A 19391-nucleotide genomic window follows, 5' to 3' on the forward strand; every position below is an offset into this window, starting at 1 on the left:
TGGTGCGGCGGGCGCGGATCAGACCGCGCGCAGCACCGCCACGATCTTGCCGAGCACCGTGGCGTCGTCGCCCAGGATCGGCTCGAAAGCGCTGTTGCGGGGGAGCAGCCACACGTGGCCGTCACGGCGGCGGAACGTCTTGACGGTGGCTTCGCCGTCGAGCATGGCGGCGACGATCTCGCCGTTCTCCGCGGTGCCCTGTGAGCGCACGACCACCCAGTCGCCGTCGCAGATGGCGGCATCGATCATGGATTCGCCGGAGACCTTCAGCATGAACAGGTCGCCCTTGCCGACGAGCTGACGGGGGAGGGGGAAGATCTCCTCGACCTGCTGCTCCGCCGTGATCGGCACTCCGGCGGCGATCCGGCCCACGAGGGGCACGAGCGCGGCGTCGCCGACCGAGGGACCGGTGTCGGCGGGGTTCTCGGTGGAGAGGCCGGGCAGGTCGATGAGGACCTCCATGGCGCGGGTCTTGCCGGCGTCGCGGCGCAGGTAGCCGCTGAGCTCGAGCTGGCCGAGCTGATGCGTCACGCTGCTGAGGGACTTGAGACCCACGGCGTCGCCGATCTCGCGCATGCTCGGCGGGTATCCGTACCGGGCGATCGAGGTCTGGATGACCTCGAGGATCGCCATCTGCTTCGCACTGAGGCTCTTGCGGCGCCGCGTCCGCGGGGCCTCGGAGCCGAGGTTCGCACCGTCGCTCATGCCATCTCCTTCGTGTGCATCGGGCCCTCGCGGATCCGGGAATCGGCATGGATTCGCGGGCGGCGATTCGAATGTCGGTGGTCCGTGATGGGGTCTTCGTATCGAAACCGTATCCGAGATCGGGGCGGAATCGATAGATCTGTTCGAGCGTGTCGGTGAATCATCGGAACCGATATTCGAAGAACGCTTGACAGATGTTCGAACTCGAAAGTAGTTTCGGTACGTAGGTTCGCCTCTCCAGAGGCCCGGATTCGAAGATCCTCCACACAGGATCCCGATCCGGGGAGAGGCGGACCGACACACACACTGAGGAGAAGCACCATGAGCAGCATCACCTTCGCCGGTCCGGTTCTCGCCACGCGACTGCGGATCACCGCACGCGGTCGGCGCGTGCTCGCCGCGCTGGTCGCGCTCCCGGTGGCTGCGGCGATCGCGTTCGCGGTGCTGAGCGGCGGATCCGCGCTCGCCTCCGGGGAGCAGACCACGGGCAACACCTTCGCGACCGTCACCGTGCAGCCCGGCGACACGCTGTGGTCGATCGCGGGTGAGGTCGCGCCGAACGCCGACCCGCGCGACGTCGTCGCCAAGATCTCGCAGCTGAACCTCGTCGACGGCGGCGTGATCGAGGTCGGGCAGCACCTGGCCATCCCGGCGGAGTACGGCTCGACCGGACGCTGATCCCGTACTTTGACGTCAACCTGCTGTCATGCGACGTCAACCGCACAGCTCGGCCGCTTAGCATGGCAGGGTGACTGTCTCGCTCGACGACTTACCCCTTCGTGACGACCTCCGCGGGCTGCGTCCCTACGGCGCGCCGCAGGCGCCGCTGCCCGTGGCGCTGAATGTGAACGAGAACACGCATCCGGTTCCCGAGCAGGTCGCGAGCGACATCCTCGACGACATCGCGGTCGCGCTGCGCGACGTCAACCGCTACCCGGACCGCGAGTTCACCGAGCTCCGCGAGGCGTTCGCCGGCTACCTCGGCCACGACCTCGTGGCCGCGAACATCTGGGCGGGCAACGGATCCAACGAGGTGCTCCAGCACATCCTGCAGGCCTTCGCCGGTCCCGGGCGCACCGTGTTCGGATTCGCGCCGACCTATTCGATGTACCCTCTGCTCGCCCAGGGCACGGGCGCGACCTGGATCGCCGGCGTTCGGCACCCGGACTACGAGCTGACGGTCGACGAGGCGGTCGCGCAGGTCCGGGAGCACGATCCGGACGTGATCCTGCTGTGCGCGCCGAACAACCCCACCGGCACCCCGCTGCCGATCGACGTGATCGAGGCGGTCTACGAGGCCGCGCGAGGCATCGTGATCGTCGATGAGGCGTACCAGGAGTTCGCCCCGAAGGATTCGCCGACGGCGCTGACGCTGCTCGAAGGCCGGCCGCGGCTCGCTGTCTCCCGCACCATGAGCAAGGCCTTCGCCTTCGCCGGAGCGCGGGTCGGCTATCTCGCCGCGGACCCGGCGTTCATCGATGCGTTGCGTCTGGTGCGCCTGCCGTATCACCTGAGCGCGCTCACCCAGGCGGCTGCGGTCGCGGCACTGCGGAATGCTCCCATCATGCTCGCGATGGTCGACGAGATCGTCGCACAGCGCGATCGGATCTCCGCCACGCTCGAAGCTCTCGGGTACGCGCCGCACCCGTCCTGGTCCAACTTCGTGCTGTTCGGCGGTGTCGCCGATCCCGCGGCGACCTGGCGCGCCCTCTACGACAAGGGGGTGCTGATCCGCGATGTCGGCATCCCGCACCACCTGCGCGTCACGGCAGGCACCGAGGCCGAGACCACCTCATTCCTGGACGCCCTCGCCTCGATAGGATCGGCCTCATGACCGCTGAGACCCCCGCTGCGGCCCGGACCGCGCGCCGTACACGTTCCACGTCCGAGTCGACGATCGAGCTCGACCTCGACCTCGACGGCACGGGTCAGAGCCACATCGATACCTCGGTCCCGTTCTTCGACCACCTGCTGACGGCGTTCGCGAAGCACTCGCTGACCGACCTCACCGTGCGCGCCTCGGGCGACACCCACATCGACGCGCACCACACGGTGGAGGACGTGGCGATCGTGCTCGGGCAGGCGATCCGCGAGGCGCTCGGCGACAAGAGCGGAATCTCACGCTACGGCGACGCGCTGGTCCCGCTGGACGAGGCGCTCGTGCAGGCGGTCGTCGACATCTCCGGTCGTCCCTACCTCGTGCACGAGGGCGAGCCGGCCGGCTACGAGCACCACCTCATCGGCGGGCACTTCACCGGATCCCTCGTGCGTCACGTCTTCGAGGCGATCGCGTACAACGCCGCCCTGACCGTGCACGTGCGCGTGATCAGTGGTCGCGACCCGCACCACATCGCAGAGGCCGAGTTCAAGGCTTTCGCGCGTGCGTTCCGTCAGGCCAAGGCTCTGGACCCCCTGGTGGTCGGCGTGCCCTCCACCAAGGGCGCGCTGTGAGCGAGGGGGCGGAGGGTCGTCGTCCGACCGTCGCGGTCTTCGACTACGGATCCGGCAATGTGCACTCCGCGGTGAAGGCGCTGATCCGCGCCGGCGCCGATGCTCAGCTCACCGGCGATCGCGTGGCCGCGCTCGAGGCCGACGGCCTCGTGGTACCAGGGGTCGGCGCGTTCGCGGCCGTCCGTGAGGCACTGGCCGCGCATGGCGGGGATGAGATCATCGAGCGGCGCCTGGCCGGCGGTCGTCCCGTGCTGGGCATCTGCGTGGGCATGCAGGTCCTGTTCGCGGGCGGGGTCGAGCGTGGCGCCGAGGTCGACGGGCTCGGCGAGTGGCCCGGCATCGTCACCGAGCTCGATGCACCGGTCCTGCCGCACATGGGCTGGAACACCGTGGAGCCCGACCCTGGCAGCGTGCTGTTCCGGGGGATCGAGCACGAGCGCTTCTACTTCGTGCACTCCTTCGCCGCGCAGACGTGGGAGCTCGAAGTCATGCCGCCGTTCCCGGCGCCGCACCTCACCTGGGCCGAGCACGGCTCGCGCTTCCTCGCCGCGGTCGAGAACGGCCCGCTCTCCGCAACCCAGTTCCACCCGGAGAAGTCCGGCGAGGCCGGCATCCAGCTCCTCCGGAACTGGATCTCCACCCTCTGATCCGTCCCCGTCGTGTGACGGTGGGGGATTGGTGCCCCGCCCGCACGCGGACTACTCTCTTCTCTCGTGCCGTGCCCGAAGCGCGCGGTGCATCGTGACCCGAAGGACGACATGAACGAGTTCGCACAGGCCCCCTCTCTGACCCTCCTTCCGGCGGTCGATGTCGCCGGCGGCCAGGCCGTCCGCCTGACCCAGGGCGAGGCGGGAAGCGAGACCAGCTACGGCGATCCGATGGACGCCGCCGCCGAGTGGGTGGATCAGGGAGCGGAGTGGATCCACCTGGTCGATCTCGACGCCGCCTTCGGCCGCGGCAGCAACACAGCCATCCTGCGCCGTGTGATCAAACAGTTCCGCAGCGTCAACGTCGAGCTGTCCGGAGGGATCCGCGACGACGCGAGCCTCGAGGCGGCGCTGGAGTCCGGTGCCACCCGCATCAACCTCGGCACCGCGGCACTCGAGAACCCCGAGTGGGCGGCTGACGTCATCGCCCGCTACGGCGACGCCGTGGCGGTGGGCCTGGACGTGCGCGGCACGACCCTCGCCGCCCGTGGCTGGACCAAGGAGGGCGGCGACCTCTGGACGGTCCTCGACCGCCTCGAGGACGCCGGCTGCAGCCGCTATGTCGTCACCGACGTCACCAAGGACGGCACACTCAAGGGCCCGAACCTCGACCTGCTCCGCGAGATCACCGCGCGCACCCCGAAGCCCGTCGTGGCGTCGGGAGGCATCGCGAACCTCGATGACATCGCCGCGCTCCGCGAGCTCGTGCCGCTCGGCGTCGAGGGCGCGATCGTCGGCAAGGCGCTGTACGCCGGCGCGTTCACCCTGGCCGAGGCGCTGGATGTCGCCGGATCCTGACCACGCCTCGTCCGGGTCCTGCGATCACGACCACGGCGCGCAGAGCAGCACGGGCGACTCCGCGGGGGTTCCCTGGGCGGGTCGCTCCTTCCAGGAGAACACCCGAGCGAGCGACGACGGATCCGCGGATCCTGCCCTCTGGGACGCGCTGACGCGCTTCCGCGCCGGTGACGGTTCGCAGGCCGAGGTCGTGGACGCGTTCCGCGCGGCGCGCGTGCTCGTGCCGCTCGTCGCGGAGAAGGGCGACGAGGGCGTTGCACCGTCCGGACTGACGGCGGACAAGACGCAGGAGCTCTCGCTCGTCACGGTGGCCGCGCCCGACGGGCGCACCGTGCAGCCGGCGTTCACGAGCGTCGACACCATGCGCGCCTGGGATCCGATCGCGCGTCCGATCCCCGTCGAGGCCGCGCGCGTGGCCCTGTCCGCCTCGTCGGGCGATGCAGAGCTGATCGTCGTGGATCCCGGATCCGCGACCGAGTTCGTCCTGCGCCGCCCCGCGGTGTGGGCGATCGCGCAGGGGCATCGCTGGGAGCCGAGCTTCCTCTCGCCGGAGGTCTATGCGGGCCTTCTGGAGAGCGTCGGCAGCGAGCTCGCCGTGATCGACATCGCCGTATCCGCCGGCGATCCGGACGCGCGCCTGCGCGGCCCGGAGCTCGTGGTCACGCTCGAGCTCGTAGAGGGGCTGGACCGGGAGACGCTCGACGCGGTGCTCGCCCGCCTCGCGCAGCGCTGGGCCGCCGATGACCGCATCGCGGTGCTCGTCGACTCGCTCACCGTGCGCCTCCGCGCGAGCGCCTGAGGCCCCGCCGGCGCTGAGCGCCGCCGGGGCGATCCTGGTCTCAGTTGACCGGTCCGGTCCACTTCTCGCCGGGACCCTGCCCGATCGGGTCGGGGATGACGGAGGCCTCGCGGAAGGCGAGCTGCACGGAGCGCAGGCCGTCGCGCAGGGAGCGCGCGTGCATGTCGCTGATCTCGGGGGCGGCGGCGGTGATGAGGCCGGCCAGGGCGTTGATGAGCTTGCGCGCCTCGTCCAGGTCCTTCTGCGTCTCGGGGTCGTCGGCGAGGCCCACCTTGACCGCGGCCGCACTCAGCAGGTGCACGGCGGCGGTGGTGATCACCTCGACGGCGGCGACGTCCGCGATGTCGCGGGCGGCTCCTGAGGCGTCGGGGGAGAGGGGGGTGACGTGCTCGTGGCCGTCGGGCGCGGGAGTGCTCATGTGCCGGCTTTCCGAAGGTCTTGCCTTCTGATAGACTCTTGCGGGCTCCGGGACTTCTCGTCCCGGCACGAAAGAGGATTCACTTCCCACCCGCGCTTGCCGCTCAAGGCTACCGGGTTCAGCACTCCGCCGATTCACATCGGTAGCCGCTGTGCAGCGAAGGCTGCGCAGCGGGTCAGGGTGCAGCCGGCGTCTGAATGCCGGCGGGTGGGACGATTCTGATTTCGCCCGTGATCCTTCCGGATCATGGTGGCCGAAACCAACGTCTAAGGAGTCCGCATCAGCGATCCCCGCACCAATGAGCGCATCCGCGTCCCCGAGGTCCGCCTCGTCGGCCCCGCGGGTGAGCAGATCGGCGTCGTCCGTATCGAGGCGGCGCTGCGTCTTGCGCAGGAAGCCGATCTCGATCTCGTCGAGGTCGCCCCGAACTCGAAGCCTCCCGTGGTCAAGATCATGGACTACGGCAAGTTCAAGTACGAGGCCGCGCAGAAGGCGAAGGAAGCTCGCCGCAACCAGGCGAACACGATCCTGAAGGAGGTGCGCTTCCGTCTGAAGATCGAGGCGCACGACTACACGACGAAGCTCAAGCGCGCCGAGGGCTTCCTCAAGGCGGGCGACAAGGTGAAGGCGATGATCCTGTTCCGCGGCCGGGAGCAGTCCCGTCCCGAGCAGGGCGTGCGGCTCCTCCGCAAGTTCGCGGAGGACGTGGCCGAGTTCGGCACGGTGGAGTCCAACCCCACCATCGACGGACGCAACATGGTCATGGTGGTCGCCCCGCTGAAGAACAAGTCCGAGGCAAAGGCCGAGCAGAACGCCGTGCGCGACGCACAGCGCGCGGCCAACAAGCAGGCCGCCCGCGATGCCAAGGCGCCCGGTGCGCCGGCCGCGCCGGCTGAGTGATCCCCGGATCCGACAGCCCCACACAGACCTCCCGCCCGGCGGGCAGAACCCTGTCGCCCATACGGGCGCCATACGAAGGAAGAGAAGATGCCGAAGCAGAAGACCCACTCGGGTGCCAAGAAGCGCTTCAAGATCACCGGCAGCGGCAAGCTGAAGAAGCAGCAGGCCGGGATGCGCCACAACCTCGAGCACAAGTCGAGCCGCCGCACCCGTCGCCTCAACCAGGACCAGGTGCTGTCGAAGGCCGACACCAAGGTCGCCAAGAAGCTCCTCGGCCGCTGACGCGCCCGATCTCACGAACAGGAACACACGAAAATGGCTAGAGTCAAGCGCGCCGTCAACGCTCACAAGAAGCGCCGCGTCATCCTCGAGCGCGCCTCGGGTTACCGTGGCCAGCGCTCGCGCCTGTACCGCAAGGCGAAGGAGCAGGTCACCCACTCCCTCGTCTACGCGTACCGCGACCGTCGCAAGCGCAAGGGCGACTTCCGCCGTCTGTGGATCCAGCGCATCAACGCCGCGGCCCGCCAGAACGGCATCACGTACAACCGCTTCATCCAGGGCCTCGGTCTCGCCGGCGTCCAGGTCGACCGCCGCATGCTCGCCGAGCTCGCGGTGAACGAGCCGGCGACCTTCGCCGCTCTGGTCGAGACGGCCCGCAAGGCTCTGCCGGCGGACGTCRACGCGCCCAAGTCGGCTGCGTAAGCATCTGAATCACGAAGGGGCGCCGTCCGCGAGGACGGCGCCCCTTCGGTGTCCCTAGACTGTGATGGTGCTGGAGAATCCCCGATCCCCGCGCGTGCGCGCCGTCGTCAAGCTCACCAAGCGCAGTGCCCGCACCGAGACCGGCCTGTTCCTTCTGGAAGGACCGCAGGCGGTGCGTGAGGCGCTGTCCTATCGGCCTGATGCGATCGTCGAGCTCTTCACGACGCCGACCGCATGGGACAAGCACGGCGACCTGCGCCAGGCGGCAGCCGACGCCGACGTGCGCTTCGAGTACGTGACGGAGTTCGTGCTCGCGGCGATGGCCGACACCGTCACGCCGCAGGGGGTGGTGGCCGTCGCCCGGCAGACGCCCACCTCTGTGCGGGACATCTTCGCCGCCGCGCCGCGCCTCGTCGCGATCTGCGAGGAGGTGCGCGATCCCGGCAACCTCGGCACGATCATCCGCGCCGCCGACGCGACCGGTGCCGACGCGGTCGTGCTCACCGGCCGCACGGTCGACCTGTACAACCCGAAGGTCGTTCGCTCGACCACCGGATCCCTCTTCCATCTGCCGGTCTCCGTCGGCGGAGAGCTCTCCGACGTCGTCGAACGTGCACACGCCGCGGGCCTGCAGGTGGTCGCGGCCGATGTGAAGGGCGACGACCTGCTCGCGGCGCGGGCCGAGGGCGTCCTCGCCCGGCCCACGGCCTGGCTGTTCGGCAATGAGGCGCGAGGGCTCGAGGACCATGCGCGGGAGCTGGCCGATCGCGCGCTGCGGCTGCCGATCTTCGGCCGCGCCGAATCCCTGAACCTCGCGACCGCCGCGAGCGTGTGCCTGTACGAGAGCGCGTTCGCGCAGCGGGCCTAAGGGCTGCAGGAGCACGGCCCGGTATGAAGATCCTCATCGTCGAAGACGACGAACGCGTGGCGGACGCCCTCGCCGGGTTCCTCGGCCGCGCCGGCTATGCGGTCGAGCGCGCCGGGGACGGGCGCGGGGCGCTCGACATGCTCGGGACGGACACCGAGGCGGTGATCCTCGACCTCGGCCTCCCCGACATCGACGGCATCGAGCTGTGCCGGCGCATCCGGGCGGTCAGCGGGGTCCCGATCCTCATCGCCACGGCGCGCAGTCAGGTGCACGAGCGGATCCGGGGACTGCGGGCCGGAGCCGACGACTTCCTCGTCAAGCCTTACGACGTGCAGGAGCTGCTGGCCCGCATCGAGGCGGTCACCCGCCGCAGCCACGCGATCGGCGCCGAGGTGGGCCCCGTGGGCATCGACATCGACGGCGTGCGGATCGATCTGGTCGCGCGCCGGGTGCTCGTGGACGGCGAACCCGTGGAGCTGACCCGCAAGGAGTTCGACATCGTCGCGGTGCTGGCCCGCTATCCGGGGGTGCCGGTGCCGCGGGAGCGTCTCATCCGGGAGGTCTGGAACACCGACTGGCAGAGCTTCGCCCGCTCGCTCGAGGTGCACGTGGCCTCGATCCGCCGCAAGCTCGGGCGGCCCGCGCTGATCGAGACGGTCCGCGGCGTGGGCTACCGGCTGACGGGGTTGTGAACCGTGCGGAAGCGATTGTTCATCGTGTTCCTGGTGCCGCTCGCGGCGGTGCTGCTGCTGCTCGGCGGCGCCTACGGCTGGACGGCGTCGCGCGGCGTTCAGCAGAGCTTCTACACGCAGCAGGTCGGCGACATCGGCACTTTCGTGACGAGCGCGCGGCAGGCGCTGCTGTCCGGAAGCGCCGAGGTGCTGGACGGCGAACTGCGGCGCTACCACGAGCTCTACGGCACCCGCGTGGTCGTGGTGGACCGATCGGGTCGGCCGTGGTCACCGCAGCAGGGTGACGCCCCCGTGCTGGACGATGCGACCGCGAACAAGGTGCAGCTCGCCCTCTCCGGGCGGCGCAGCGACCTGCCGGAACCGGTCCTGCTGCCGTGGCAGTTCGCCGAGCAGTCCCTCGTCGAGCCGATCTTCGACCAGGGCGACGTGATCGGAGCCGTGGTCATGTCGGCGAGCGTGGAGGCGCCGCGGGCCGAGATCGTGCGGCAGTGGATCCTGCTCGGCATCGTCAGCGTGATCGCGATCGGGATCGGCCTTCTCGTGGTGCTGGGACTTGCGCGTTGGGTGCTCAAGCCCGTGCATCGGGTGGACGAGGCCATGGAGGCGATCGAGCGCGGCGACATGGAGGCGCGGATCGCCGACGACACGGGCCCCCCTGAGCTGCACCGCATGATCCTGCTGTTCAACCGCATGGCGGAGGAGATCGAGCGCGTCGTGTCACGTCAGCAGGAGTTCGCGCTCAACGCCTCGCACGAGCTGCGCAATCCGCTCAGCGCCCTGCTGCTGCGGGTGGAATCGCTTGCGACGGGCCTCGACCGCGGCTGGGACGGCGAGGTCGAGGCAACCCGCGAGGAAGGCAGGCGGATGACCAGGATCCTGGACACTCTGCTGTCCTTCGCGCGCGGGGCGGATCCGGCCCCGCTGCGGGATCCGATCGATCTCGCAGCGCTCGCCGAGCGCCGGGTGGCGGCCTGGCGGGACGCGGCGGCCGCGAAGGGCGTCGCGCTCGTGCTGCACGTCGAAGGACCTGTGCGCTCGCGCACGGACGAGACCATCGCGGAGAGCGCGCTGGACGCCGTGATCGACAACGCCGTGAAGTTCTCGCCCACGGGCACCGCGATCGAGGTCACGGCGGCGCGGGCCGAGTCGGGGTGCGAGCTGACGGTGCGCGACCACGGACCCGGCATCCCCGAGGACGAGCTCGCGCACGCGACCGACCGGCACTGGCGCAGCGACTTGACGCGCGCGATCCCCGGCACCGGCCTGGGGCTCGCGATCGCCACGGATCTGCTGGCGACGGTCGACGCCGGAGTGCGGGTCGAGGCGGCCGACGGCGGCGGACTCCGCGTGGTCCTGATGCTCCCCGCCGCGGAGGCACGATGACGACGCGATCCCCGCGCGCGATCGTGCGGATGCTGCTCGCACTGCTGCTGTGCGTGCTCAGCGCGTCGGCGCTCGTCTCGTGCGCACCAGAGGACAGGAGCTGGGCGGACAAGCCGCAGGCGATCGCCGGCGGGGGAGCGACCGGCGTGTACTACGCCTACGGTCAGCAGTTCGCCGAGGTGCTCACCGCGCGCCTGGGAGCCAGGTTCACTGTGCAGCAGACCAACGGATCCGTCGACAACCTGGAGCGGGTCGGATCGGGACGGGCGGTGCTCGGATTCGCCCAGGGCGACGCGGTCGCCGACGCGGTGGCCGGCACCGGAGCCTTCCCGGAAGCGGTTCCGATCGTCGCGGTCGCGCGGCTGTACGACGAGTACGTGCACATCGTGGTCAGGGAGGGGTCCGCGGTGCACGACCTCCAGGACCTCGCCGGCCGCGCAGTGTCCCTCGGCGCGCGGGGGTCGGGCGTGGAGCTCGTCGCGGGCCGGGTGCTCGCGGCCGCCCATGTCGACGCCGCAACGATCCGCAATCCCGCGCTCGGGCTGGAGGGCTCGATCGCGGCCCTGCGCAAGGGGGAGATCGAGGCCTTCTTCTGGGTCGGCGGGCTGCCGACGCCGGGCATCGCGACGCTGGCCGCCGACACCCCGATCCGGCTGCTGCCGATCCCGCCGTCGGTCGTCGACGCCGTCAACGCGGCGCATGCCGGGGCCTACCGTCAGGCGGACTTCCCGATCGGCGGCTACGGCATCGACGCCTCCACGGTGACGATGACCGTGCCGAACTACCTGGTCACCCGCGCCGATGCGCCGGAAGGGCTCATCCACGATGCGACCGCGGTGCTGTTCGATGAACGCGTGACGATCGCCCGGCGCGCGCCGGCGGCCGCGCTGCTCGATCGACGGCAGGCGATCTTCACCGACCCGATCGCGCTGCACACCGGCGCCGTGCGCTACTACCGCGAGACCCACGACTGACGCTCGCGCGCGGATCTCGACCGCTGCGAAGCCTGTCGAGGTATCTGCACCCGCCTCAAGAAAGGCTCAAGGAACCCCACGGGATCGCGGGCGCTCAATAGCCTCGGGACGTCGGAGCCCTGGGGTTCCGGCATCAGCCCGAGCCATCCGGCCATTCGATTCAACGGAGAGTCAGCCATGACCGACGTCACCCCCGCTGCCCCGCTCGTCGTCGTGCAGAACGTGCAGAAGCACTACGGCGACTTCCAGGCGCTGACCGACATCGACCTCACCGTGCACAAGGGCGAGGTGGTCGTGATCATCGGCCCCTCCGGATCCGGCAAGTCCACGCTCTGCCGCACCATCAACCGTCTGGAGACCATCACCAGCGGGTCGATCACGATCGACGGCAAGGAGCTGCCCGCAGAGGGCAAGGGCTTGGCCCAGCTGCGCGCCGACGTGGGCATGGTGTTCCAGTCGTTCAACCTGTTCGCCCACCTGACGATCCTGGAGAACGTCACGCTCGGGCCGATCAAGGTGCGCGGGCTCAAGAAGGCGGACGCCGAGAAGGAGGCGATGCAGCTGCTCGAGCGCGTCGGCGTCGCCGCCCAGGCCTCGAAGCTTCCCGCGCAGCTCAGCGGCGGCCAGCAGCAGCGCGTCGCGATCGCGCGCGCCCTCGCTATGCACCCCAAGGTCATGCTCTTCGACGAGCCCACGAGCGCGCTGGACCCGGAGATGATCACCGAGGTCCTCGACGTCATGATCGAGCTGGCCGCGAGCGGGATGACGATGATCGTCGTCACCCACGAGATGGGCTTCGCCCGCAAGGCGGCGAACCGGGTCGTCTTCATGGCGGACGGTCGGATCCTCGAGGAGGCCGAGCCCGACCAGTTCTTCACGAACCCGCAGTCCGACCGGGCCAAGGACTTCCTGTCCAAGCTGCTCACCCACTGACCTGATCCCCGCACCACAGCACCTGCACCGAAGGAGAAGCACATGCGAAAGTCACGGATCCTCACCGGCATCGGCATCGCGGCCGTCGCCCTGATCGCCCTCACGGGCTGCAACAGCGGCAGCCCCACGAGCCCCGGAGCCACGGGGGAGGGCAAGTCCCCGACGAGCGACAAGCCCCTGTTCGAGGTCGCCAAGGACGTCAAGCTCGAGGGCAGCCCCACGTTCGACCGGATCACCAAGAACGGCAAGATCACGATCGGCGTCAAGGAGGACCAGCCCGGTCTCGGCTACAAGGACGCCACCACCGGCAAGCGCACCGGATTCGACATCGACATCGCCCGCTGGATCGCCGCCTCACTCGGTTACAGCGAGGACAAGATCGAGTTCAAGGCGATCCCGTCGGCCAACCGCGAGCAGGCGATCGTGAACGGAGACGTCGACTACTACGTCGGCACCTACTCGATCACCGACAAGCGCAAGGCCGTGATCGACTTCGCCGGCCCGTACTTCGTGACAGGGCAGGGCCTGCTGGTCCGCAAGAGCGATGACACGATCAAGAGCGAGAAGGACCTGTCCGGCAAGACCGTCTGCTCGGCGACCGGATCCACGCCGCTGCAGAACATCCAGCAGAACTTCCCCGACACCAAGACCGTCGGACTCGACGTGTACTCGGCCTGTGTCGAGCAGCTCATCAACAAGCAGGTCGACGCGGTCACGACCGACCAGGCGATCCTGATCGGCTACGCGGCGCAGGATCCCGAGGAGCTCAAGGTCGTCGGCGAGCCGTTCACGACCGAGAAGTACGGCGTGGGCCTGGCCAAGGGCGACACCGCGTTCCAGACCTTCGTGAACACGATGTTCACCGATGGCGGGGACACCTGGAAGGCGATCTTCGAGCAGAACCTGGGCGCGAGTGGCATGAAGGTCACTCAGCCCGCTGTCGAGAAGTGATGCGAAGCGGCCGGCCGGACTGATCCTGTCGGCCGCTTCCCCTCCCGACGTCGTGTGACGTCACCCCTCATCCGAAGCCTCGAACTCGAAGGAGAGATCGCGTGGACGCACTCCTGGGCAACCTCGACCTGTGGGGCAAGGCGACCCTGAACACGGTCCTGCTCTTCCTCGGCGGCGGCGTGCTGGCGCTCGTGCTGGGCACCATCGTCGGCGCCATGCGGGTCTCGCCCGTGCCGATCGCCCGTGGCGTGGGCACCGCCTATGTGAACCTGATCCGCAACACCCCGCTCACGCTGGTCTTCTTCTTCTTCGTCTTCGGATACCCGAAACTCGATCTGCCGGACATCCCGTACGTCTGGCTGGCGATCCTGGCCCTCGGGATCTACACCGCGACGTACGTCGCGGAGGTTCTGCGCGCAGGCATCAACACGGTGCCGGTCGGCCAGGCCGAGGCGGCCCGCGCGATCGGCCTCTCCTTCGGGCAGGTCATGACGCTGGTGGTCATGCCGCAGGCGTTCCGCTCGGTCGTGCCGCCCATGATGAGCGTGTTCATCGCCCTGCTGAAGAACACCACCGTCGCCGCCGGCTTCTCGATCGTCGAGCTCGCAGCGCTCCGCGCCGAGGTCGCCGACTCGTACAACCGGCCGGGGACCGTGATGGAGATCCTGCTCTGGGTCGCCGTCGTGTTCATCGTCCTGGTGTTCCTGCTGAGCCTCGTGCAACGGCACTTCGAGAAGAAGTGGAGGATCGTCCGATGAGCGGCGCATCCGTTCTCTATGACGTACCCGGCCCCAAGGCCGTCCGGCGCAACCTCATCATCGGCGCAGCGACCGTGCTGGTCGTCCTCGCGGTGATCGGCTTCGTCGTCTACCGCTTCGCCGTGACCGGGCAGTTCGACGCCTCGCGCTGGAACCTGTTCACCTACTCGCTCGTGTGGCAGGGCATGGCTCAGGCGCTGTGGGCGACCGTCAGCGCGTTCCTCGCCGCGGCCGTCGGCAGCCTGATCCTCGGCTTCGTGCTCGCGATCGGCCGGGTCTCCGAGCACGCCTGGGTGCGAGTGCCCGTCACCGTCGTGATCGAGCTGCTCCGCGCCGTGCCGGTGCTGGTCATGATGATGATCTTCTACTACGGCATCAACTCCATCCCGGGCAGCACCTTCCGGATGACGCCGTATGCGGCGGTCGTGATCGGCCTCGTGCTCTACAACGGCTCCGTGCTCGCGGAGGCTCTGCGCGCCGGCATCGAGGCCCTGCCGAAGGGTCAGAAGGAGGCCGGCTACGCGATCGGGCTCCGAAAGTCCGGCGTGATGGCGTTCATCCTGCTGCCGCAGGCGCTGCGGGCCATGCTCCCGATCATCGTGTCTCAGCTCGTGGTCACCTTGAAGGACACCGCTCTCGGCTTCATCATCACTTACCCCGAACTCATCTACTACGCCAAGTACCTCAGCGGACAGCCGGGCAGGCCGCTCCTGCAGGCGGGCCTGATCGTCGCGGTCATCTACATCTCCATGTGCCTGATCCTCTCCGGGGTCGCGAAGTGGCTCGAGGTGCGCACCCGGCGCTCGCCGAAGGTGCACCACAATGCCGGTAACTCGGCAGCGGATGACGAATCGACTCTGACCGAGGTCATCGCCCTGCAGGGGCGCGCAGGCAGGTTCGACTCGGGCGGCGGGCAGATCTGAGACTCCGGCGCGCTCAGTGAGGGGCTGAGCGCGCCGGTACCCACCGGACGACGGCTCCGCCGCCCTGTAGCCTCGCTGTCATGGCGCACGTCGAACCGGTCTCCGCGTACCCGTCCGCCTCGAGCAGGACGCTCGAGCAGTGGCTCGATCCCGAGCTGGGGGCGCAGTACCCCCCGGAGTTCTCCACCCGGCTGCGCGAGATCGCGGACGCGCGGGCCCGTGTCGCCGGGATGTGGGCGGCCCTGGTGAGCGTGGGTCTCGGGGCGGTGCTGTTCGCCGGGGTGCTGTTCGCCGTCACCGGCCGAGCAGTGTCGACCGTGCCCTGGATGATCGTCGGCGTGGTGCTCGCGGCGCTCGGCGGGTGGTTCCTCAGCCGGGTGCGACGTTGGGTGCCGCGGCCCGGGGCGTGGGTACCCGTCCGGGGGCCGGGGGACCTGCGGGGCGGACTGTGGGCGGCGGGAGGGATCCTGTTCGTGCTCAACGTGTTCCTGGTGATCGGCGCGGTGACGTCGGGAGGCGTGTTCGCGATGGTCCTCGTCGATCTCGGGCTGGTGCTCCTGCTCGTCTCCGGCTTCGTCGTCCCGCCCACGATCGTCGGCCGCAGCAGGCCGACCCTGCGGCGGCAGACGCAGAAGGATCCCCGCCTCGCCGCGACCCTGGAGCGCGAGCGACTGTCGTGGACGCCGGTCGGGCGCACCGAGATGTTCGGGCCGCTCTGAGCGGCCGGTGGCGAGCGGGCCCGGTGCCGGCGCGCCGGTAGACTCGGTTCTCGTGTCCGACAACGCACAGAACACTTCCGAGATCACGCCCGAGGCGGTGGAGACCGCCGTCGAGGCCGCGCTCGCCGCGATCGGGTCCGCGGCCGACACCGCCGAGCTGAAGGCGGCACGCGCCGCCCACGTCGCCGAGGGGTCGCCGCTTGCGATCCTCAACGCGTCCATGCGCCAGGTCGCGCCCGAGCACAAGGCCGCGTTCGGCAAGCTCATCGGCCAGGGCCGTGGGCGCGTCACGCAGGCGCTCGCCGCGAAGGAGGCGGAGCTGGCCGAGGCCGAGACCGCCGCGCGGCTGGAGGCCGAGCGCGTCGACATCACCGCGGTCGCCTCGCGCAGCCGCGTCGGCGCCCGGCACCCGCTCACCCTGCTGCAGGAGCAGATCAGCGACGTGTTCGTCGGCATGGGCTGGGAGATCGCCGAAGGACCAGAGCTCGAGCATGAGTGGTTCAACTTCGACGCGCTGAACTTCGACGTCGACCACCCGGCACGTCAGGAGCAGGACACGTTCTACGTTGACCCGCCCTCCCGGCACCTCGTGATGCGCACGCACACCAGCCCGGTGCAGGTGCGCTCGATGCTCGACCGCGAGGTGCCGATCTACGTGCTGTGCCCTGGTCGGGTCTACCGCACCGATGAGTTCGACGCCACGCACCTGCCGGTGTTCACCCAGTTCGAGGGCCTCGTCGTCGACAAGGGCATCTCCATGGCGCACCTCAAGGGCACGCTCGACCACGTCGCGCGTCAGCTCTTCGGCCCGGAGGCGGAGACCCGCTTCCGCACGAACTTCTTCCCCTTCACGGAGCCCTCCGCCGAGCTCGACCTGTGGCACCCGACCTTCAAGGGCGGCGCGCGCTGGATCGAGTGGGGCGGCTGCGGCATGGTCAGCCCCCACGTGCTGCGCGCGGCGGGGATCGACCCCGATGTGTACAGCGGCTTCGCATTCGGCATGGGCGTCGAGCGCGCGCTCATGTTCCGCAGCGACGTGCAGGACATGCGCGACATGGCCGAGGGCGATGTCCGTTTCAGCGAGCAGTTCGGGATGGTGGTGTGATGCGCGTCCCGCTTTCGTGGCTGCGTGAGTACGTGGATGTGGCCGAGACGGCCACGCCGGACGACGTCTTCGCGGCGCTCGTCTCCGTGGGCTTCGAGGAGGAGGAGCTGCACGGCTTCGACATCTCGGGCCCCGTCGTGGTCGGACAGGTCCTGTCCTTCGAGGAGGAGCCGCAGTCCAACGGCAAGACCATCCGCTGGTGCCAGGTCGACGTCTCCGAGGCCAACGGCGGTGTCCGCGGCATCGTCTGCGGCGCGAGCAACTTCGCCATCGGGGACAAGGTCGTCGTGACCCTGCCCGGCGCCGTGCTGCCCGGCCCCTTCCCGATCGCCGCGCGCAAGACCTACGGACACGTCTCCGACGGCATGATCGCCTCGGCCCGCGAACTGGGTCTCGGCGACGAGCACAACGGGATCCTGATCCTCTCCGAGCTCGGCATCGACGCCCCCGTCGGCACCGACGCGATCGCCCTCCTCGGTCTGGACGACGTCGCGGTCGACGTGAACGTCACGCCGGACCGCGGTTACGCCTTCTCGCTCCGCGGCATCGCCCGCGAGTACGCGCACGCGACAGGAGCGGCCTTCCGCGACCCCGCCGACCGCGACTTCGCCGAGCTGCAGCCCGGCAGCGGTCGCACCGCCGTGGTCGAGGACGCGGCTCCCATCCGCGGCGCCGCCGGCGCGACCGAGTTCGTCACCCGCGTGGTGCGCGGCGTGGATCCGTCCCGTCCCACCCCGCCGTGGATGATCGCCCGCCTCACGCTCGCGGGCATGCGCTCCCTCGGCGTGCTCATCGACATCACGAACTACGTGATGCTCGAGCTCGGCAACCCCGTGCACGGCTACGACCTGGACAAGCTCGACGGGAACATCGTGGTCCGCCGCGCCGTGCAGGGCGAGAGGATGGTCACCCTCGACGGCCAGGAGCGGATCCTGCACGCGGAGGACCTCCTCATCACCGACGGCTCAGGTCCGATCGGCCTCGCCGGCGTCATGGGCGGCGGCACGACCGAGATGAGCGGGACCACGCGCAACGTGCTGATCGAGGCGGCGACGTTCGATCCGATCACGATCGCGCGCTCCGCCCGTCGGCACAAGCTGCCCAGCGAGGCGTCCAAGCGCTTCGAGCGCGGAGTGGATCCGCTCATCCCGTTCGCCGCCGCGCGCCGCGTCGCCGACCTCATGGTCTCGCTCGCCGGGGGCACGCTGACCGAGGAGGGCGGCGCGCTCTTCGCCGAGGTCTTCATCGAGGGCATCGACCTTCCGGCCGGTTTCGTGCAGGGCCTCATCGGCGTGGACTACACCGACGCCGAGGTGACGGGCGCCCTCGAGACGATCGGCGCCGAGGTGACGGCGGCCGACTCCGGCTGGAACGTCATCCCGCCGAGTTGGCGCCCTGACCTCACCGACAAGTGGTCGCTGGCCGAGGAGGTCGCGCGCATTCACGGACTGGACCGGATCCCGTCCGTGCTCCCGACGCCGCCGTCCGGCCGCGGACTCACCGACCTGCAGCAGGGCCGGCGTCGCGTCGCGAACGCCCTGGCCGCCGCAGGGCTCGTGGAGACCCCGGCGTTCCCGTTCACCACCGAGGAGCAGAACGACCTGCACGGCTCGGCCTCGGGGGATCGCATCCCCGGCGTGCGCCTGGCGAACCCGCTCGACGGGCAGGCGCCGTTCCTGCGTCGTTCGCTGCTCCCCGGTCTGCTGCAGATCGCGCACCGCAACATCGCGCGCGGTCTCGTGGATCTCGCGATCTTCGAGACCGGCGTCGTGTTCCTGCCCGAGCCGGGCGTCGTCTACGGCACCGACGAGGTGCCGCCGCTCGGCGTCAAGCCCTCGGATGACACGCTCGCGGCCCTGGACGCCTCGATCCCGCCGCAGGCCCGCCTCGTCGCGGCCCTGTTCACCGGGCACGTCACCCCCCGCCAGCCGGGGCGCGCGGCCGAGGAGTACGGTCTCAGCGAGGCGCTCGACGCTGTGCGCGTGATCGCGGAGGCGGCCGGCGTCGAGATCGACGTCGTGCAGGGGAGCCGCGCGGCTCTGCACCCGGGACGCACCGGCGTGCTGCAGGTGCGCGACGCTTCGACAGGCTCTGCGACCGTGGTCGGCTACGTCGGCGAACTGCACCCGCAGGTCTCGGCCGACGCCGACCTGCCGGGGCGCGCGGTGGTGCTCGAGCTCGACCTCGACCGGGTTCTGGCCCTGGCGGGGGAGCGCGTGGTCGCGGCATCGCTGTCGACCTACCCGGCCGCGACGCAGGACGTGTCGCTCGTGGTGGACGCGGGAATCCCCGCCGCCGAGGTGAGCGCGGCCCTGTCCGAGGGCGCGGGCGCGCTCCTCGAGTCCGTCCGCCTCGTCGACGACTACCGCGGCGAGGGCGTGGCGGACGGATCCAAGAGCCTGAGCTTCGCGCTGCGCTTCCGGGCCGATGACCGCACCCTGACCGCCGCCGAGGCGACCGAGGCGAAGCTCGCCGGCGTCGCCGTCGCGACCGAGCGCTTCGGGGCTCAGATCCGCGACTGAGACGCGACGCACGCACGACACGGGAACGCCTGCACGACCGGATCCACGGATCCATCGTGCAGGCGTTCTCTCGTCGCGCATCC

Annotated in this window: 22 protein-coding genes; 20 read left to right on the forward strand and 2 right to left on the reverse strand. The window is 69.9% G+C overall.

Annotated elements, in window-relative coordinates:
* Positions 1 to 18: 18 nt before the first annotated feature.
* Positions 19 to 705, reverse strand: a complete 687-nt coding sequence (gene lexA / locus AC1DG4_RS09580; RefSeq protein WP_477377249.1) for a transcriptional repressor LexA — start codon at positions 703 to 705, stop codon at positions 19 to 21.
* 321 nt (positions 706 to 1026) lie between these two features.
* Here lexA and AC1DG4_RS09585 point away from each other — a divergent pair, with 321 nt between their 5' ends.
* The 6 genes from AC1DG4_RS09585 (at position 1027) to AC1DG4_RS09610 (ending at position 5460) form a co-directional block, all read left to right on the forward strand.
* Complete coding sequence (locus tag AC1DG4_RS09585) at positions 1027 to 1383, forward strand: LysM peptidoglycan-binding domain-containing protein (protein ID WP_477377251.1); 357 nt, start codon at positions 1027 to 1029, stop codon at positions 1381 to 1383.
* A 70-nt stretch (positions 1384 to 1453) separates the two neighbouring features.
* Complete coding sequence (locus tag AC1DG4_RS09590; RefSeq protein WP_477377253.1) at positions 1454 to 2539, forward strand: histidinol-phosphate transaminase; 1086 nt, start codon at positions 1454 to 1456, stop codon at positions 2537 to 2539.
* Positions 2536 to 3156 (forward strand): imidazoleglycerol-phosphate dehydratase HisB, encoded by a 621-nt coding sequence (hisB, locus tag AC1DG4_RS09595; protein WP_477377255.1) that lies wholly within the window; start codon positions 2536 to 2538, stop codon positions 3154 to 3156. The genes AC1DG4_RS09590 and hisB overlap by 4 nt, the downstream gene beginning before the upstream one ends.
* Positions 3153 to 3803, forward strand: a complete 651-nt coding sequence (hisH, locus tag AC1DG4_RS09600; protein ID WP_477377256.1) for an imidazole glycerol phosphate synthase subunit HisH — start codon at positions 3153 to 3155, stop codon at positions 3801 to 3803. The genes hisB and hisH overlap by 4 nt, the downstream gene beginning before the upstream one ends.
* 111 nt (positions 3804 to 3914) lie before the next feature.
* On the forward strand, positions 3915 to 4661 hold the full coding sequence (gene priA / locus AC1DG4_RS09605; RefSeq protein WP_477377257.1) for a bifunctional 1-(5-phosphoribosyl)-5-((5-phosphoribosylamino)methylideneamino)imidazole-4-carboxamide isomerase/phosphoribosylanthranilate isomerase PriA: 747 nt from the start codon (positions 3915 to 3917) through the stop codon (positions 4659 to 4661).
* Positions 4645 to 5460, forward strand: coding sequence for an SseB family protein (locus AC1DG4_RS09610; RefSeq protein WP_477377259.1), 816 nt, complete (start codon positions 4645 to 4647; stop codon positions 5458 to 5460). The genes priA and AC1DG4_RS09610 overlap by 17 nt, the downstream gene beginning before the upstream one ends.
* A 40-nt stretch (positions 5461 to 5500) precedes the next feature.
* On the opposite strand, the gene AC1DG4_RS09615 is transcribed toward AC1DG4_RS09610, so the two are convergent.
* A complete protein-coding gene (locus AC1DG4_RS09615; RefSeq protein ID WP_374954868.1) occupies positions 5501 to 5878 on the reverse strand; it encodes a DUF1844 domain-containing protein in 378 nt (125 codons plus the stop codon).
* Positions 5879 to 6184: 306 nt separating this feature from the next.
* Here AC1DG4_RS09615 and infC point away from each other — a divergent pair, with 306 nt between their 5' ends.
* The 14 genes from infC (at position 6185) to pheT (ending at position 19308) form a co-directional block, all read left to right on the forward strand.
* Complete coding sequence (gene infC / locus AC1DG4_RS09620) at positions 6185 to 6778, forward strand: translation initiation factor IF-3 (RefSeq protein WP_477377370.1); 594 nt, start codon at positions 6185 to 6187, stop codon at positions 6776 to 6778.
* Between the two features lie 87 nt (positions 6779 to 6865).
* Entirely contained in the window at positions 6866 to 7060 is a 195-nt protein-coding gene (rpmI, locus tag AC1DG4_RS09625; protein ID WP_017828564.1) for a 50S ribosomal protein L35, read from the forward strand.
* Positions 7061 to 7093: 33 nt separating this feature from the next.
* Complete coding sequence (gene rplT, locus AC1DG4_RS09630; protein WP_477421201.1) at positions 7094 to 7480, forward strand: 50S ribosomal protein L20; 387 nt, start codon at positions 7094 to 7096, stop codon at positions 7478 to 7480.
* A 67-nt stretch (positions 7481 to 7547) separates the two neighbouring features.
* Positions 7548 to 8348: a TrmH family RNA methyltransferase gene (locus AC1DG4_RS09635; RefSeq protein ID WP_477377263.1), complete on the forward strand. Its 801-nt coding sequence runs from the start codon at positions 7548 to 7550 to the stop codon at positions 8346 to 8348.
* A gap of 23 nt (positions 8349 to 8371) precedes the next feature.
* Positions 8372 to 9040 carry a response regulator transcription factor gene (locus AC1DG4_RS09640; protein ID WP_477377265.1) on the forward strand — a complete coding sequence of 223 codons (669 nt, stop codon included), beginning with the start codon at positions 8372 to 8374 and terminating at the stop codon, positions 9038 to 9040.
* A 3-nt stretch (positions 9041 to 9043) separates the two neighbouring features.
* Entirely contained in the window at positions 9044 to 10423 is a 1380-nt protein-coding gene (locus tag AC1DG4_RS09645; protein ID WP_477377267.1) for a sensor histidine kinase, read from the forward strand.
* Positions 10420 to 11397 carry a TAXI family TRAP transporter solute-binding subunit gene (locus AC1DG4_RS09650; RefSeq protein WP_477377269.1) on the forward strand — a complete coding sequence of 326 codons (978 nt, stop codon included), beginning with the start codon at positions 10420 to 10422 and terminating at the stop codon, positions 11395 to 11397. Before AC1DG4_RS09645 ends, AC1DG4_RS09650 begins: the two co-directional genes overlap by 4 nt.
* A 177-nt stretch (positions 11398 to 11574) precedes the next feature.
* Positions 11575 to 12330, forward strand: a complete 756-nt coding sequence (locus AC1DG4_RS09655; protein ID WP_477377271.1) for an amino acid ABC transporter ATP-binding protein — start codon at positions 11575 to 11577, stop codon at positions 12328 to 12330.
* 42 nt (positions 12331 to 12372) lie between these two features.
* A complete protein-coding gene (locus tag AC1DG4_RS09660) occupies positions 12373 to 13281 on the forward strand; it encodes a glutamate ABC transporter substrate-binding protein (protein WP_477377272.1) in 909 nt (302 codons plus the stop codon).
* 101 nt (positions 13282 to 13382) lie between these two features.
* Positions 13383 to 14039 carry an amino acid ABC transporter permease gene (locus AC1DG4_RS09665; protein ID WP_477377274.1) on the forward strand — a complete coding sequence of 219 codons (657 nt, stop codon included), beginning with the start codon at positions 13383 to 13385 and terminating at the stop codon, positions 14037 to 14039.
* Entirely contained in the window at positions 14036 to 14962 is a 927-nt protein-coding gene (locus AC1DG4_RS09670) for an amino acid ABC transporter permease (RefSeq protein ID WP_477377276.1), read from the forward strand. Before AC1DG4_RS09665 ends, AC1DG4_RS09670 begins: the two co-directional genes overlap by 4 nt.
* Before the next feature lie 80 nt (positions 14963 to 15042).
* Complete coding sequence (locus AC1DG4_RS09675) at positions 15043 to 15681, forward strand: hypothetical protein (RefSeq protein WP_477377278.1); 639 nt, start codon at positions 15043 to 15045, stop codon at positions 15679 to 15681.
* A gap of 52 nt (positions 15682 to 15733) precedes the next feature.
* Positions 15734 to 16786, forward strand: coding sequence for a phenylalanine--tRNA ligase subunit alpha (gene pheS / locus AC1DG4_RS09680; protein ID WP_477377280.1), 1053 nt, complete (start codon positions 15734 to 15736; stop codon positions 16784 to 16786).
* Positions 16786 to 19308, forward strand: a complete 2523-nt coding sequence (pheT, locus tag AC1DG4_RS09685; protein WP_477377282.1) for a phenylalanine--tRNA ligase subunit beta — start codon at positions 16786 to 16788, stop codon at positions 19306 to 19308. Before pheS ends, pheT begins: the two co-directional genes overlap by 1 nt.
* Positions 19309 to 19391 lie beyond the last annotated feature (83 nt).

This window comes from Microbacterium sp. 05N427, assembly GCF_056397105.1.

Excerpts from the sequence above, each read along its gene's own strand:
- lexA (WP_477377249.1), bottom strand. The coding sequence starts at position 705 with ATGAGCGACGGTGCGAACCTCGGCTCCGAGGCCCCGCGGACGCGGCGC.
- AC1DG4_RS09655 (WP_477377271.1), top strand. The coding sequence starts at position 11,575 with ATGACCGACGTCACCCCCGCTGCCCCGCTCGTCGTCGTGCAGAACGTG.
- pheT (WP_477377282.1), top strand. The coding sequence starts at position 16,786 with ATGCGCGTCCCGCTTTCGTGGCTGCGTGAGTACGTGGATGTGGCCGAG.
- AC1DG4_RS09675 (WP_477377278.1), top strand. The coding sequence starts at position 15,043 with ATGGCGCACGTCGAACCGGTCTCCGCGTACCCGTCCGCCTCGAGCAGG.
- AC1DG4_RS09670 (WP_477377276.1), top strand. The coding sequence starts at position 14,036 with ATGAGCGGCGCATCCGTTCTCTATGACGTACCCGGCCCCAAGGCCGTC.
- AC1DG4_RS09640 (WP_477377265.1), top strand. The coding sequence starts at position 8,372 with ATGAAGATCCTCATCGTCGAAGACGACGAACGCGTGGCGGACGCCCTC.
- hisB (WP_477377255.1), top strand. The coding sequence starts at position 2,536 with ATGACCGCTGAGACCCCCGCTGCGGCCCGGACCGCGCGCCGTACACGT.
- AC1DG4_RS09615 (WP_374954868.1), bottom strand. The coding sequence starts at position 5,878 with ATGAGCACTCCCGCGCCCGACGGCCACGAGCACGTCACCCCCCTCTCC.
- rpmI (WP_017828564.1), top strand. The coding sequence starts at position 6,866 with ATGCCGAAGCAGAAGACCCACTCGGGTGCCAAGAAGCGCTTCAAGATC.
- AC1DG4_RS09650 (WP_477377269.1), top strand. The coding sequence starts at position 10,420 with ATGACGACGCGATCCCCGCGCGCGATCGTGCGGATGCTGCTCGCACTG.
- AC1DG4_RS09610 (WP_477377259.1), top strand. The coding sequence starts at position 4,645 with ATGTCGCCGGATCCTGACCACGCCTCGTCCGGGTCCTGCGATCACGAC.
- AC1DG4_RS09585 (WP_477377251.1), top strand. The coding sequence starts at position 1,027 with ATGAGCAGCATCACCTTCGCCGGTCCGGTTCTCGCCACGCGACTGCGG.
- priA (WP_477377257.1), top strand. The coding sequence starts at position 3,915 with ATGAACGAGTTCGCACAGGCCCCCTCTCTGACCCTCCTTCCGGCGGTC.
- AC1DG4_RS09660 (WP_477377272.1), top strand. The coding sequence starts at position 12,373 with ATGCGAAAGTCACGGATCCTCACCGGCATCGGCATCGCGGCCGTCGCC.